This is a genomic window from Pseudomonas sp. TE3910 (genome assembly GCF_056279025.1).
Genome location: NZ_JBWBQN010000001.1, coordinates 1,885,376 through 1,899,336, shown reverse-complemented (window position 1 = coordinate 1,899,336; position 13,961 = coordinate 1,885,376). Strand labels below are relative to the sequence as shown.

Here is a 13,961-nt window from a genome sequence, read left to right as displayed (position 1 = left end):
TGCATTGGAGTATCATTGTGCTTTTCCGCACGATGATGCCTCTCTCATGACGACCCTTTCCCACGCCCTGCAAGCCAGCGACATGCTGTTGATCGACGGCCTGCATGCCTTTGATTTCACCTTCGATGAGACCGGTCTGCAGGTTGAATGCATGGATGGCCGTGCACTCAAACGCTGGCAGTTCAGCATTGAGCAGATCAATGCCGCCCGCGCGGACGGCGGCGACTGGTTGATCGCGGCCGACGGTGTCGAGCACCGTCTGGTGTGCATGAGTGCCTTGCGCGCCTCGGAAGAGGATGACGATGAAACGTCTGCTGACGTGTCTATTGATCAATAGTGCTGTTGCCATGACGGCTACGGCGCAAGGCCACGAACTGCTGGTCGGTAGCTACACCCAGGGCAGCAGCGAGGGGATCTATCGCTACCGCTTTGACAGCCAGAGCGGGCAGATCGAGCCAGAGCCGCTGCAGGTGGTGCAGAGCGTCAACCCGTCCTGGCTGGTCGTGTCCAGTGACCGTCGCCTGTTGTTTGCGGTCAACGAAAACGGCGCCGGGCGTGGCCAGGTCAGCAGCTTTGCGCTTGCCCCCGGCAGCGGTGCGATAAGCCCGCTGAGCCGGCTCGACAGCCTGGGTGACGAGCCGACCCACGCCAGCCTCAGTAATGACGGCCGCTACCTGTTCGTTGCCAACTATGCGGTGCAGCCAACCCCGGGCGGGAGCCTGTCGGTGCTGCCCGTGGCGGCAGACGGGCGCTTGTTGCCGGTGGTGCAGCAAGAACGCCATCCGCCCAGCTACGTCAACCCGGAGCGCCAGTCCGGCTCCCATGTGCATGCGGCGGTGTCGTCGCCGGATGGGCGCTACCTGTATGCCTGCGACCTGGGCGCCGACAAGGTGTTCATCTATCGCTACGACAGCGCCAACCCCGAGCGCCCCTTGAGCCCGGCCCGCCCTGCGGCGGTCAACCTGCCGCCGGGCAGCGGGCCACGCCATCTGGTGTTCGCAGCCACTGGCAAACAGGCTTACCTGACCCTGGAGATGAGTGCCGAAGTGGTGGTGTTCGATGTACAGGATGGCGTACTCATCGAGCGTCAACGGCTGCCCTTGAGCGACTCTCAGGCGCCGGCCAGCAAAGCGGCGGGGGCCTTGCACCTCTCGCCGGACGGGCGCTTCCTGTACGTGAGTAATCGCGGTACCGCCAACGAGCTGTTGGTGTTCGCAATCGACTCGGCCCTGGGTACGCTGACGCCGCTGCAACGGCGCTCGGTGGAAGGTGATCATCCTCGCGAGTTCAGCCTTGACCCGAGCGGTGGCTATGTGCTGGTTGCCAACCATAAGAGCAACCAGATCGTGGTCATCCAGCGTGACCGGCACACCGGCCTGCTGGGCAAGACTGTGCAGAAGCTTGCCCAGGATGCGCCTTCGGACCTGAAGTTCGTCAATTGACCATCGCGGGCTTGCCTGCGATGCAGGCGCCGCGCACCTGCTGATGCAACACGGTCCCCATCGCGGGCAAGCCCGCTCCCACAGGTGAACTGCCCCCAAGAAGTTGGACACAAATCCAACCCTTGGTGGGCAGTCCAAGTTGTAGGAGCAGGTCTTGCCTGCGATGCGGGCGCCGCGCATCTGCTGATACACCACGGCCCCCATCGCGGGCAAGCCCGCTCCCACAGGTGGACTGCCCCCGAGAAATTGGACACAAATCCAACCCTTGGTGGGCAGTCCAAGTTGTAGGAGCAGGTCTTGCCTGCGATGCGGGCGCCGCGCACCTGCTGATACACCACGGCCCCCATCGCGGGCAAGCCCGCTCCCACAGGTGGACTGCCCCCGAGAAATTGGACACAAATCCAACCCTTGGTGGGCAGTCCAAAGTTGTAGGAGCAGGTCTTGCCTGCGATGCAGACGCCGCTAAGCCACTGACACCCCACCGGCGCCATCGCAGGCCAGCCTGCAACAACAGGGCGGGTGGCTTCAGCGGGCCATGATTGCCTTGAACAGTGCCGAGTCCAGCCAACCCTGCAGCCAAGCTCGCAGCCTGGGGTAGGGGGCTTGGGCAAACCAGTCTGGTTCGACCCCGGCGAACTGGCGAATGAACGGCATCAGGGCTACATCCGCCAGGCTTGGGTGCGAGGTGAGCAGGTAGTCGTGCTGCGCCAGGTGTGCCTCCAGGTCATCAAGGATTTCACAGGCCAGCTGTCGGTATTCCTCACGCGAATGCGCCGGGTAGCGCTCGGCATACTTGTAGTGGTTGAGTCTGACTTTAAACAGGCTGTCGTTACGCGCTATCAGTGCGTTGGCCTGTTGCGCAGCCTGTGAGTCGGTACTCAGCAGCCAGTCTTGCGGGTCATGCCGGGCCAAGGCCCAGCGCATGATGTCCAGGCTTTCCTCCAGCACCTTGCCCTCGATACTCAACACCGGCACCGTACCTTTGGGCGATAAGGCAAGCATGTCGGCCGGTTTTTCCTTGAGGCTGACCTCGCGGATCTCGACCGGGCATTGGCTGTAGCGCAAGGCCATGCGTGCACGCATGGCGTAAGGGCAGCGCCGAAACGAGTAGAGGATCATCCACTGACCTCCAGGGTACTCAGGCCATTGCCTTGGCGACGAACCTGGATCTGTACCGGAATTCGCTCGTGCATTTCCTGCACATGAGAGATCACCGCGACCTTGCGCCCTTGAGCCTGCAAACCGTCCAGTGCATCCATGGCCAGTTGCAGCGATTCGGGGTCGAGGCTGCCGAAGCCTTCGTCGATGAACAGCGACTCGATCTTCAACGTGCTCGAGGCCATCGACGCCAGCCCCAGTGCCAGCGCCAGCGAGACCAGGAAGGTTTCGCCCCCGGACAAGGAGTGTACCGAGCGCAGTTCATCCCCCATCTCGGTATCCTGCACCAGCAGGCCCAACAGGCTGCCGCCGCGCTTGAGCCGATAGCGGCGGGCCAATTGACGCAGCTGTGCGTTGGCATGGTGCACCAGCAGGTCGAGGTTGTAGCCCTGGGCGATCTTGCGGAAGGTATCGCCAGTGGCAGAACCGATCAGGGCGTTCAGGCGTGCCCAGCGCTGCCACTCGGTATAGGCCAGGGCAATCTGTTCTGCCAGCGCTTGGTTGGCCTGCTGGCGGCGTTGGTCGTCGGCTTGTTCGGCGCGCAGTTCGGCACACTGTTGCTCGCGGGTGTGCAGCTGTTGCTGCAACGTGGCCATGGCCTGTTCCAACTGATCGGCTGGCAGTTCCCCGTTGGCTTGGGCCTGATGTTGCTGAAGGCGCTGTTCGCGCTCTTGCACCAGGACCTGAGTGTGCTCGATGGCTTTTCTGGCGTTTTGCAGGCGCTGACGCAACTGGCCGATCTGTTCGTCATCGAACGCCAGCAATTGCGTCAGGCCGGCATCGTCCAATTCAGGATGGGCGTGTCGCCATTGGCCGATGACGGCCTCCAGTTGACGGCATTCCTCTTCCAGGGCATCTCGCTGTTGCGCTTTGGCCTTGAGCTCGGCTGTCAGCTCGATCGAGCGGGCGCGGCTGTCCTGCAGTTGCTGCTGGGTGGTCGCTTCGACGCTGCGCGCCTGTTCAACGGCCTGCTCCAGTTGCTGTTGCCAGTGCTGGGCGTTTTCGTGCTCGCCAAGCAGGCCGTCTAGCGTTGCTTTTGCCTGCTGCTGTTGGGTTTGCCGGGCAACGACCTGCTGCTGCAGCTCCTCCAGCTTCTGTACCCGTGCCTGTTGTTGCAGGCTGGCCTTTTCCAGTTGCTGCTGGCGGTCGTTGTAGTCCTGTTGCTCGTCTTTTTGCCGGTCTACCAGTTCCAGGCGCTGCGCCAGTTGCTGGTCGAGTTGCAGGAAGGCGGCTGACGGTTCCTGACGCAGGGCTTGCAGGATGTCGGCGGGCAGCAGGCCGGCGAAGCTTGCCAGTGCCTGTTCCAGGCGTTCCTCGTCGTCACTCAGCGCCTGCTGTTGCTGGCTCACGTGCAGCGTTGCCTGCTGGCTGGCCTCGACGGCCACCTGCAGTTGTTGCTGCAGGCGGGCGGCGTCCTGCTGAAGCGTAAGCAGTGTGTGCTGGCGTTGCTCGTCCCGGTTGATGTCATCGTTCAGGCGGCGCAGTTGAAGCTCCAGCCAGGCCGAGCAGGCGTTGCTGTCCTGATGGGCCAACTGGGCGTAGAGCGGGTGAGCATCGAGGCTGGGGGCCAACGCCTGCTGTTGAGTGACAAGGTGCTCGTGCTGGTGCAGGTATTCCTTGATCTGGCCATTGACGCCGGCCAGTTTCGCTCGCAGTTCATCCAGTTTTTCTTTCAGCCCGTCGACCAGGCGCTGGGCGTTGGCTTCTTCATCCTGGTCATGTCGGCCAAGGCTTTGCAACAGCGCTTCGGGCTGGTGGTACGGGTGCTCCTGGCTGCCGCAGACGGGGCAAGGCTGGTCGTCCTGTAGCTGCGCTCGGAGCTCTTCGACGCTGGCGCTGCGGGCCAGGCGCTGACGCTCAAGCAGCTGTCGTGTGAGGTTCAGTGCCTGCTCGGCGGCAATCAGCTCTTGTTTGCCTTGCAGCCCCTCGCTGATCAACTGTTCGCGTTGCTGCTGCGCGGTCTGCTGGCGTTCACGCAAGGCGTGGATTTGTTTGTCCAGATCCTGCTGGCTGTTCCAGAGCCGGGTCAGTTCTTCGACCGCACGCTGTTGCTTGCGGTTGTCTTGCAGCAGCGTTCCCAGCAGGCTGATCTGCTCTGCCAGGGCCTCGGGTTCAGCGCCGGCTTCGTGGTAGATCTGCGCCAGGTGAGTGCGCTGTTCTTCCAGTTGGCGGGCCGCATCCGTGGCGCGTTGCTGCAGGGCGGGCAGTTCCTCTCGGCCTTTGTTGAGCCGATTGCCAATGAGCATCAGTTGCTGCAGTTGGCCCCGGTAGGCGCTCCAGGCGTCGCCCAGGCCGGACAGGTGCGCGCTGTGTGCGAGTTGCTCGCCCAGTTGGTTCAGACGCTCGCTATTACGCTGCTGTTGTTCGATCAGGGTGTGTAGCTGCTGCTGGCCCTCGCGGGAGGCCTGCTCGGCCTGTTGGTGCAGGGCAAGGCTGTCGGCCAGTTCCTGTTCCAGGCGCGCCAGGGTGTCTTGCTCGGCGAAGGCCTGGCGCAGCAACGGCGCGTTCTGCGCCTGATGAGCCAGTGCCTGGCTCAGTGCCTCGCGTGCATGGTGCAGGTGTTGTTCCAGTTGTTGCTGGGCGGCCTGCAACTCAACCTGTTGCTGGCGCTGTTGTTCAATGGCAACGGTCAGTGGCGAGCGCTGGCCGGTCAGCTCCAGTTGTCGGGCAAACTGATGGCGCTGCGGCGCCAACTGTTCCAGCCGCTCCAGGTTCAGGCGCTCTGTGGCCAGTTGCTCCCAGTGTTGCTGGGCACTGTGGGCGTCCTCGGCGGCGGCACGTTGTTGCGCCTGCAGGTTGCCTAGCTCTGTCAGCCAACTGCGCTGCTGCTCGAACTGGCGCAGTTGCGCCTGCTCGGTCTTGAATTGGCGTTGTGCCTGCTCAACGCGCTGGTCGAGTTCGGCGCGTGCCTCCGGGCTGAGCGGGGTGATACCACTGGCCTGTTGTTGCAAGGACTTGTGGATATCTTCGGCTTCTTTGCTCTTGCTGTAGGCGCGTCGGCCCAACTGGCTGTAGATCGCTGTGTTGGTGAGTTTTTCCAGCAGTTCGCTGCGGTCCTTGTCGTCAGCCTTGAGGAAGGCGCTGAACTCGCTTTGGGCCAGCATGACCGCACGGGTGAACTGTTCGAAGTTGAGCCCCAGCTTGGCCTCGATCAGCTGTTTGTACTCGCTTTTGCTCTGGCTGCTCAGTAACTGGTTGCCGTCCAGGTCATGCAGGCTCTGACGGCTGCCTTGCAGCTTGCCGTTGGCTTTATCGCGGGCGCGGTTGGTCTCCCAGCGTGCCCGGTAACGGTGGCCGTCGATACCGACGAAATCAACTTCGGCAAAGCCGCTGCCGGTGCCCCGGCGTAGCAGCGTGCGCGGGTCGCTGGTGAGGATCTCGCTGTCGACTTCTGGCAGTTTGGTTTCCCGGCCAATGCTGTTCAGGCGTGGTACAGCGCCGAACAGTGCCAGGCACAAGGCATCGAGCAAGGTGCTCTTGCCCGCGCCGGTGGGGCCGGTGATCGCAAACAGGCCAGCACTGGCCAAGGGCTCGGCGGTGAAGTCGATTTCGCAAGGGCCGGCCAGGGACGCAAGGTTTTTCAGGCGAATGGCGAGAATTTTCATGGGTGCTCCTCCTCCTGTTGCACGTCCTGCAGCAGTTGGGCGAAGTCGGCCAGTGTCTGCTCGTCCACGGCATTGCCATAGGCCTGCTCCCAGGCGCGGCTGAACAGGTCTTGCGGGCTGAGTTGGCCCAGTTCAATCAAGGGGCTACTGTCGTCGTCATCCTGTTGAGCGCCGGCATACTCGACGGCGATCCGTACCAGGCGCACGGCCTTGCCGTTCAGCGCGAGTTCGATTTGCTGGCGCAGGTCCGGTTGTGGTTCATCCAGACGCACGCGCACTTCCAGCCAGGGCTGGCGTTGCAGGTCAGCCAGCAGGTCGACTTCCGGCAGCGCTGCCAGGTGTTCCAGCACCTCGTTCAGGGAGGCAGGGCCCAGGCGTTGCAGGTGCACGGCCCGCGGTACCAGCCGTGGCTCGACGCTGCGCAGTGCCGCGCCGTCCAGTTCCACCTCGAGTATCTGGTGTTGATAGCCAATTTCCGAGAACGACAACGGCAGCGGCGAGCCGCTGTAGCGAATGCGTTCCTCGCCGTTGACCCGCTGCGGTTTGTGCAGGTGGCCCAGGGCGACATACGCCACCGAGTCGCTGAACAGCTTGGCCGACAGTGCTTCGGCGTTGCCGATGATCAGGCTGCGCTCGGAGTCTTCCGAAATCGACCCGCCAGCCATGTGCGCATGGCTGATGGCGACCAGCGCCTGCCCCGGTTTGCGTCGGCTTTCAGCGGCAGCGATCAGGCGTTCATGTACCTGGGTGATGCCGCGCAGGTAATCGTCACCCACGTGTGCGCCGGTCACTTCGGCCGGGCGCAGGAAGGGCAGCGCCAGGCACCAGGCGCGGGTTTTACCCTTGGCATCGGTCAGCGGGATCAGCAAGCGATCACTGTCGAGCTGGCCGTCATCCAGCCACTGCACACGGCCCAGGGCATGGGTGCGCAGGCGGCGCATCAACGGTGCCGGCAGTTCGATACGGGCACCGGAGTCATGGTTGCCGGCGATGATCACGATATCCAGCGCAGGCTGCTGTTCGTGAGCGCGGACGATGAAGTCGTACAGGCGTTCCTGGGCTTTGACCGGAGGGTTGACCGTATCGAAGATGTCGCCGGCAATCAGCAGGGCATCGGGTTGACGCAGGGCCAGTTGGCCGAGCAGCCAGTCGAGAAAGCAGGCATGTTCGAAGTCACGTTCCTGGCTGTGGAGGGTTTGCCCCAGGTGCCAGTCGGAGGTGTGAAACAGACGCATTGAAAGTCCTGTGCAGAGGAAACCGGGTCGCTCTGGGCAGCGTTGGCCAGCAGGGGCGGTCGGCTATGGTAGCGCGACTACGCCCAGGGGTTGCCAGTTTCCGGGATCAGCAGGGCCGAGACAACCGGCGGCATGCGAACTTCAGGCATGCGCCAGGGGGAAGTGCACGCTTGCACACAGGCCACCCTGCGGCAGGTTGTCCAGGCTGACTTTTGCGCCGAGGCGCTTGGCGATGGTTTGTACAATGGCCAGGCCGAGGCCGGCGCCTTGGTCGTTGCCACGGCTGAAGAAGCGCTCGAACAGGCGATCACGGTGTTCAGGGTCGATGCCAGGGCCTTGGTCTTCGACGCTCAGCAGCACTTCGCTGGCGGTCTCCTCCAGGCGCACGGTGATCAGCCCGCCTTTGGGTGAGAAATTCGCGGCATTGGTGACCAGGTTGTTCAAGGCAATATCGAGGGTTGCGCTATCGCCCAGTATCCGCAGGGGCGCCTCAGGCGCTTCCAGGCTCACCTCAAGGCCCCTGTCGAGCAGCCAGGGGGTCAGTTGTGCCAATGAGTCACGCACACTGGCAGTCAGGTCGATGGGCTGTAGTGGTGCGCTGCCAAGCCGTGGCTCCAGGCGTGCCATGGTCAAGAGTTGATTGACCAGGCGCGAGGTTCGGTCCACACCGGCAATCAGGTTGTGCAGGGACTGTTGGCGTTCCGCGTCGTTGCGCGCTTCCTGCAGATTCTGCGCGTGTACCCTTAGCACTGCCAGCGGGGTACGCAACTCGTGGGCCGCATCGGCGATGAAACGTCGCTCCCGGCCAAGGACTTCCTGAATCTGTCCCAGCAGCCGATTGAGTGCGGCTTGCATCGGCTCCAGCTCATTGGGCAATGGTGACAGTTGTATGGGCTCCAGCGACCCGGGGTGGCGGGCGCGCAGTGTCGTGGCCATATTGGCCAGTGGTTTGAGCCCCCAGCCGATGGCAAACCAGATCATCGTCGCTAACAGCAGGCTGCCAATCAGGTTGGGGCCCAAGGTGTGGCGGACGATGCGGTTGACCAGGTCGTTGCGCACATCGTCGCGCTCGCCAACCCAGATTCGCAGGGAATGCTCGGTGTCGACCAGCACGAAGGTACGCCATTGCTGGTTCTTCAGGTCGACCACATCATTGAAGCCGGCATCGCTCGGCGGTGCAGTGAAGCTCGGTGCACTGGCGGTATGCACCAGTAACTGGCCATCGAGGTTCCAGACCTGAAAGGCCATTTTGCTTTCGTAAGGGTGCCCATCGACCTTAGGGGATGCCTGACCCAGCGCCTCGTTGAACGCACGGTACAGTTCGCTGTGATCGCTGCTGTGCATTGGCATGCGCATGATGCCCTGCAGCAAGCGGGCATTTTGTGCCAGTTGGGCGTCATAGACTTCGGCAATTTCGTGGTTGCTGTCATGCAGGTTGAGTACAGACAGGGTCATCAGGCCGCCGATCAACAGGCCAATGATCAGGGTCAGGGTTCGCCGCCGGATGGATTTCATCGTGCTTCTTGCACCAGGTAGCCAACGCCGCGAATGGTCCGGATCAAGTCACTGGAGAGCTTCTTGCGCAAGTGGTGGATATGGACCTCAAGCGTGTTACTTTCTGCTTCGTCGTTCCAGCCGTAGAGCAACTGGGTCAGCCGTTCGCGGGTCATGACCCGGCCGGGGGGTGACAGCAGCTCGTACAGCAGTTGGTACTCTTTGGGGGTCAATGAAACTGGCTGCCCCAGGTAGGTGACCTGATGGCTGACAGGGTCCAGGCTGATTCCAGCATGTTCGATGCGCAGTTGGGCCCGCCCGGCACTGCGTCGCATCAAGGCGCGCAGGCGCGCCTTGAGTTCGGCCAGGTCGAAAGGTTTGACCAGGTAGTCGTCGGCACCGGCATCAAGGCCGGCAATGCGGTCTTCGGTGGCATCACGCGCGGTCAGGATCAGCACGGGCAGGTTCGAGCCGCTGCTGCGCAGACGCCGCAACACCTCCAGCCCGTCCATGCGCGGCAGGCCAAGATCGAGGATGGCCAGGTCGAAGGTTTCACTCAGTAACGAGTGCAACGCGCTGCTACCGTCTTTGATCCAGTCGGTGGTATAGCCGTCGCGGCTCAGTGCCTGGTAGATACCTTCACCCAGCGAAACATCGTCCTCGATCAGCAGCAGTCGCATGCCGGCTCCTTGGTCAGTTGAGTTTTTTGTCTATTTCAACCAGCAGCGCCTGTATGTCCTTGTGTCGCCCTTTATCGGCGCTTTCTCGACCCGGACGAGCAGGAGCCTGTTGTGCCTTGAGCAAGGCAGCCTTGGCTTCAGCGTAGTGCTTCTGGCGGTAGAGATGGTCGCCCCAGAAGTACAGGTTGTCTATACCGTTGGGGTTAATCTGCAGTGCTTGTTTGAGCAGCGTATCGGCCTTGTCACTATCACCGAAGCCAACCGGCCAGCCAGGCACTCGATCATACAGTGCAGCGAGGCTGGCGTAGGCGGAACCCTGCAGCGCCGTCGGGTCGATCGACAAGGCTTTTTCCAGGTCGCTGCGCGCCTCTTTGACCTTGCCCAAGGCACCGAGCCCGCCTTGGGCGCCTGCCCAACTGCTGGTGACGATGCCAGACCAGATCCAGGCCTCGGCTGCGGTTGGGCGCTCCTTGGAGAAGGCATTGGCCTTGGCGGCCAACTGCTCGAAGGCATCGGCGCGTTTACCCTCGGGTGTTTCGTACTGGATTTTTGCCCATTGCTGTTGAATATCGCTCAGGCGTTGTTGGTCGGTGGCGTCCATGGCCCACAGTGAGGTGCTTGATACGGTGGCCAGCAGGGCGATCAGCAGTTTTTTCATGGTTTGTTTTTCTCCGTGGAGCCAATATGGCTGAAGCGTCTGATCAACGGCAGCTGCTTGCGCAGGGCGCGGTCTACCAGGCTTGGCAGCAGGTTATTGAGGCTTACAAAAAAACGCTCAGGCCAGCCCAGGTAAAGGTCGCGGCGGTCACCGGCAATGGCGTGGATCACGGCGTTGGCGACCATTTCCGGGTCGTCGGTATTGGCTTTCAGGGCGTCATTGAGCGCCTGTGCAGCCGCGCTGTTCATGCGTGTCTGGGTCGCTCGTGGGGCCACATAAAGTACGTTCACCCGGGTATCGGCCAGCTCTCGACGCAGTGCTTCGGAAAAGCCGCGCAAGGCGAATTTGCTGGCGCAGTAGGGGGAGTACCCGGGGTAGCCGATCGAACCATAGGTTGAACCGACATTGACCACCATTGCTGCTGGGGCCTCTCTGAGAAGTGGCAACAGCAAGCGTGTCAGCGAAATCGGGGCGATGATGTTCAGGTCCAGCATGTGGCTGATGTCGCTGTCTTCCAGTTGCTCAAGCATGGCGAACTGGTTTACCCCGGCGGCGTTGATCAGCAGGTTGATGCCGCCCATGGCCTGGGCGGCATTCTGCACTTTATGCCGGTCTGTGGCGCTGGTCAGGTCTGCCGACACCCAGCGCAGCTGGCTGGGGTAACGCGTCATGCTTGGGCGCAAGGCGTCTTCATGGCGAGACACCGCCAGTACCTGAGCGCCGCTGGCGAGCAGCGCATTGGTGATTGCCAGGCCAATGCCACCACTGGCACCGGTGAGCACGACCCGGGCTTCATTGAGCCGCATGATTGCTCTCCAGCAGGGTTGGCGCCTGGGTGTTTTGCGGCAGTGCCCGGAACATGTCCGCGTACAACCGGTAGACCACTTTCGAGGCATGAATGACCGCGGCCTGATCAGCTGGGTCGTCGAGACGATCCATCAGCTTGCGGTAGGTCTGCATGTGCCCGATATCCAGCGCGCCATGGGAGTTCAGGTAGCTGAAGGCCTCCTCAGGCAGTGCCAGGCGGTCGCGAATGCGTTCGGCGGCATGGGTTGCCAGGGCGATGCTGGTGCCTTCAAGCACGTTGACCATCCCGAACAGGCCCACCGGGTTGCCACGTGCGATCAGGTCATAGAGAAACGCAACCATCAGCTCGATGGGTTGATCGGGTTGGCCGGTGCGCACCGCTTCACGGTCGCCGCCACAGGCGACGATATCGTTCAGTACCCACTGCTCATGGCCGTACTCGTCTTCGATGTATTCGCACACTGCGTGGCGCAACCACTCCAGTCGCTCGGGCAGGCGTGCACCGCAGGCCATCATCAGCGGTACGGTATGGCGAACATGGTAGTAGGCCTGAATCAGGAAGGCCCGATAGCTCTCCAGTGTGACCTCACCGGCCAGTGCCTTGCGGATGACCGGCACTTCAAACAGCGCGCTGCGTTCCTGGGCGGTTGCAGCTTGCAGGGTTTCAAAAAAACTCATGACGACAGTTCCTCAGAACGATTAAAGGATTCCAGTGCCGCGTGGTATTGCTCAAGGATGGCATCGCGGCGTGGTCGGCCATTGGCGGTCAGCAAGCCATTGGCAGGGGTAAAGGGTTGAGGCAAACGCAGCCAGTGATGAACGCGTGCGTAGTCGGGCAGGGCTGTATTGGCCTTGGCTACGGCATCGGCAAGGGCCTGGTCGCTGCAGCTCGGGTCATGAGGCCAGAGCAGGGCTGCGTTATAGGGCAGGGCTTCGCCATGCACGAATGCCTGGGCAATGACCCCGCCTTGGGTGAGTTCTGCTTCCACCCACTCAGGATTGACGTTACGGCCGTAGCTGGTGACGAACTGATGCTTCTTGCGGCCCTTGATGTACAGAAAGCCTTCGTCATCGAACTCACCGATGTCGCCACTGGCCAGCCACGTTGCCGGTTGGGCCGGGTTGCCCAGGTAGCCGAGCATGGTCGAGCCTTGAATCAGTACTTCGCCGTCATCAGCCAGCTTGACCTCTACATGGGGCAATGGCCGCCCGACGCTTCCCGGCCTGATAGCGCCAGGTACGTTCAAGCACACCACCGAGGCGCACTCGGACAAGCCGTAGCCTTCATAGGCCGGTATGCCGAGTTGGTGTGCACCTTGAAGCAGGCCTGGGGATACCCGTGCACCGCCTACCGCGGCAAAGCGCAGGCAGGAAGGATCGAATGCCTGCGCTTGCGTGGCGCCGACCAGCAGTTGCAGCAATTGCGGGACCAGAATCAGGCTGTGTGGGCGGCGTTCTGCCAGGCAGCGCAGGAAGGTGGGGGTATCGACGCCGCTGGCGCCACGAATACCCAGGCGGGCCTGGCTAGGCAGGCTTAGCACCGCACCTGCAAAGAGGGCGGCATAGCAACCGAGGTTTTCCAGCAGGATCGCCAAGGGCAGCAGTGCCAGGTGATGATCAGGCTTTACAGGCTCACTGGCCGCCGCCAGCTCTCGGGCCACCCGCAGGAAACTGTCGGCACTGAGGCACACGCCTTTGGGGGCGCCGGTTGTGCCCGATGTGAAGGTGATCTTCGCGGTTCCCTCTGGCAGTACCACCGCTGAGACCGCGGCCTTGCTCCACAGGGTGCCCTGGAAGCGGTAGCCTGCCGCTTCGAGTTCGCTTGCCATGCCGGACTCAGCGACGACCAGCGGTGCCTGGCATTGCTCCAGGCAGTGCAGGCGTTGCGCAGGGCTGAAAAAGGGCGGCAGGGTAAGGCATGGGCGCTCTTCAAAGAGCACGGCCAGGTCCCACAGCATCGCCTCGGGGCTGTTGTCCAGCGCGAGCACTACACAGCCTTCAGGCTGCTCGCTGAGTAACCGGCGGCGATAATTGACCTCTGACCACAGCGCTTCATAGTCCAGGCGCAGTTCGTCACCCCATAGGGCCAGAGCAAAAGGGCGCTCCTGTGCATGGCGTTGCAGTTGATTTTCAAACAGGCTCAGTTCAGGCGACATTGCAGGTCTCCCGGTCGACGGGTGGCAGGCCAAGTCGTTTGAACAGCCCGGCCTTGGCCAAGTGTTGGAAACCACTGCAGATGTTGCCGATGTGGACACTCGGGCGGCTGTCGTAATACTGGCCCCACGTGTGGCGCTCATCGCCCAGGCGCTGAGGATCTGCTGCGCACAGGGTGGTAGGTTTCAAACCGAGGCGATGGAAACTGTTGACCAGGCCGGTACTGCCGGTAAACGAGACCCACTGAAAGCCTGCAGCACCTAGCAGCCAGGTCATGGTGATGATGCTCAGGCGGGCGCTGCCGGTATCGCTGGCGGCGAGATTGCCGACTTCGACAATGCAGTCGCGCTGCGTCGGTTGCTCGTTCTCTGACGGGATGTAGTGCTCGATTGGCGCATCCAGATACTGTTCCAGAAACAACCGTGAGGTGCTGGCGCGGCGAAGGCCTGCGACGGCACACAAGGCATTGTTCTGGTCTTTCAGGCCAAACAGCTCAGGCATGAAGTGACGTATGTCGGCGCCATGTACCAAGCTAAAACGCTGGCGGATGAAGTCCTCGAACAGTGGGCGCTCATCGCTGTTGGGCAACGCGTGCGCCAGGCTCAACATCGCGCTGTTCTCAGGTGCCAGCCGAAGCGGTAAAGCGAAGGGCCAAATGGTGTCGGTGGGCTCAGGCATCGTGCTTGCTCCTGTATATCGTTGGGAGCAAGTGTCGACGAGTTTTCTTA

Annotated in this window: 12 protein-coding genes; 2 read left to right on the top strand and 10 right to left on the bottom strand. The window is 62.2% G+C overall.

Annotated elements, in window-relative coordinates:
• Positions 1 to 46 precede the first annotated feature (46 nt).
• Complete coding sequence (locus tag ACZ9H3_RS08475) at positions 47 to 337, top strand: DUF5629 family protein (RefSeq protein ID WP_102053360.1); 291 nt, start codon at positions 47 to 49, stop codon at positions 335 to 337.
• The gene (locus ACZ9H3_RS08470; RefSeq protein WP_476220341.1) at positions 303 to 1,442 is read left to right on the top strand and encodes a lactonase family protein; all 1,140 of its coding nucleotides are present in this window, start codon (positions 303 to 305) and stop codon (positions 1,440 to 1,442) included. The genes ACZ9H3_RS08475 and ACZ9H3_RS08470 overlap by 35 nt, the downstream gene beginning before the upstream one ends.
• A gap of 525 nt (positions 1,443 to 1,967) precedes the next feature.
• Here the strand turns inward: ACZ9H3_RS08470 and ACZ9H3_RS08465 are convergent.
• The 10 genes from ACZ9H3_RS08465 to ACZ9H3_RS08420 form a co-directional block, all read right to left on the bottom strand.
• Complete coding sequence (locus tag ACZ9H3_RS08465) at positions 1,968 to 2,561, bottom strand: glutathione S-transferase (RefSeq protein WP_476220339.1); 594 nt, start codon at positions 2,559 to 2,561, stop codon at positions 1,968 to 1,970.
• The gene (locus tag ACZ9H3_RS08460; protein WP_476220337.1) at positions 2,558 to 6,205 is read right to left on the bottom strand and encodes an AAA family ATPase; all 3,648 of its coding nucleotides are present in this window, start codon (positions 6,203 to 6,205) and stop codon (positions 2,558 to 2,560) included. Before ACZ9H3_RS08460 ends, ACZ9H3_RS08465 begins: the two co-directional genes overlap by 4 nt.
• Positions 6,202 to 7,440 carry an exonuclease SbcCD subunit D C-terminal domain-containing protein gene (locus ACZ9H3_RS08455; RefSeq protein ID WP_102053341.1) on the bottom strand — a complete coding sequence of 413 codons (1,239 nt, stop codon included), beginning with the start codon at positions 7,438 to 7,440 and terminating at the stop codon, positions 6,202 to 6,204. Before ACZ9H3_RS08455 ends, ACZ9H3_RS08460 begins: the two co-directional genes overlap by 4 nt.
• Positions 7,441 to 7,581: 141 nt before the next feature.
• Positions 7,582 to 8,955 (bottom strand): ATP-binding protein, encoded by a 1,374-nt coding sequence (locus ACZ9H3_RS08450; protein ID WP_102053340.1) that lies wholly within the window; start codon positions 8,953 to 8,955, stop codon positions 7,582 to 7,584.
• Complete coding sequence (locus ACZ9H3_RS08445) at positions 8,952 to 9,614, bottom strand: response regulator (protein ID WP_099775433.1); 663 nt, start codon at positions 9,612 to 9,614, stop codon at positions 8,952 to 8,954. Before ACZ9H3_RS08445 ends, ACZ9H3_RS08450 begins: the two co-directional genes overlap by 4 nt.
• 13 nt (positions 9,615 to 9,627) lie before the next feature.
• Positions 9,628 to 10,272 carry a hypothetical protein gene (locus ACZ9H3_RS08440; protein WP_099775432.1) on the bottom strand — a complete coding sequence of 215 codons (645 nt, stop codon included), beginning with the start codon at positions 10,270 to 10,272 and terminating at the stop codon, positions 9,628 to 9,630.
• Positions 10,269 to 11,078 carry an SDR family oxidoreductase gene (locus ACZ9H3_RS08435; protein WP_065758590.1) on the bottom strand — a complete coding sequence of 270 codons (810 nt, stop codon included), beginning with the start codon at positions 11,076 to 11,078 and terminating at the stop codon, positions 10,269 to 10,271. Before ACZ9H3_RS08435 ends, ACZ9H3_RS08440 begins: the two co-directional genes overlap by 4 nt.
• Positions 11,065 to 11,757, bottom strand: a complete 693-nt coding sequence (locus ACZ9H3_RS08430) for a TenA family transcriptional regulator (protein ID WP_065758591.1) — start codon at positions 11,755 to 11,757, stop codon at positions 11,065 to 11,067. The genes ACZ9H3_RS08435 and ACZ9H3_RS08430 overlap by 14 nt, the downstream gene beginning before the upstream one ends.
• Positions 11,754 to 13,235: an AMP-binding protein gene (locus ACZ9H3_RS08425; RefSeq protein WP_476220333.1), complete on the bottom strand. Its 1,482-nt coding sequence runs from the start codon at positions 13,233 to 13,235 to the stop codon at positions 11,754 to 11,756. The genes ACZ9H3_RS08430 and ACZ9H3_RS08425 overlap by 4 nt, the downstream gene beginning before the upstream one ends.
• Positions 13,225 to 13,911, bottom strand: coding sequence for a thermostable hemolysin (locus ACZ9H3_RS08420; RefSeq protein ID WP_442963026.1), 687 nt, complete (start codon positions 13,909 to 13,911; stop codon positions 13,225 to 13,227). Before ACZ9H3_RS08420 ends, ACZ9H3_RS08425 begins: the two co-directional genes overlap by 11 nt.
• Positions 13,912 to 13,961 lie beyond the last annotated feature (50 nt).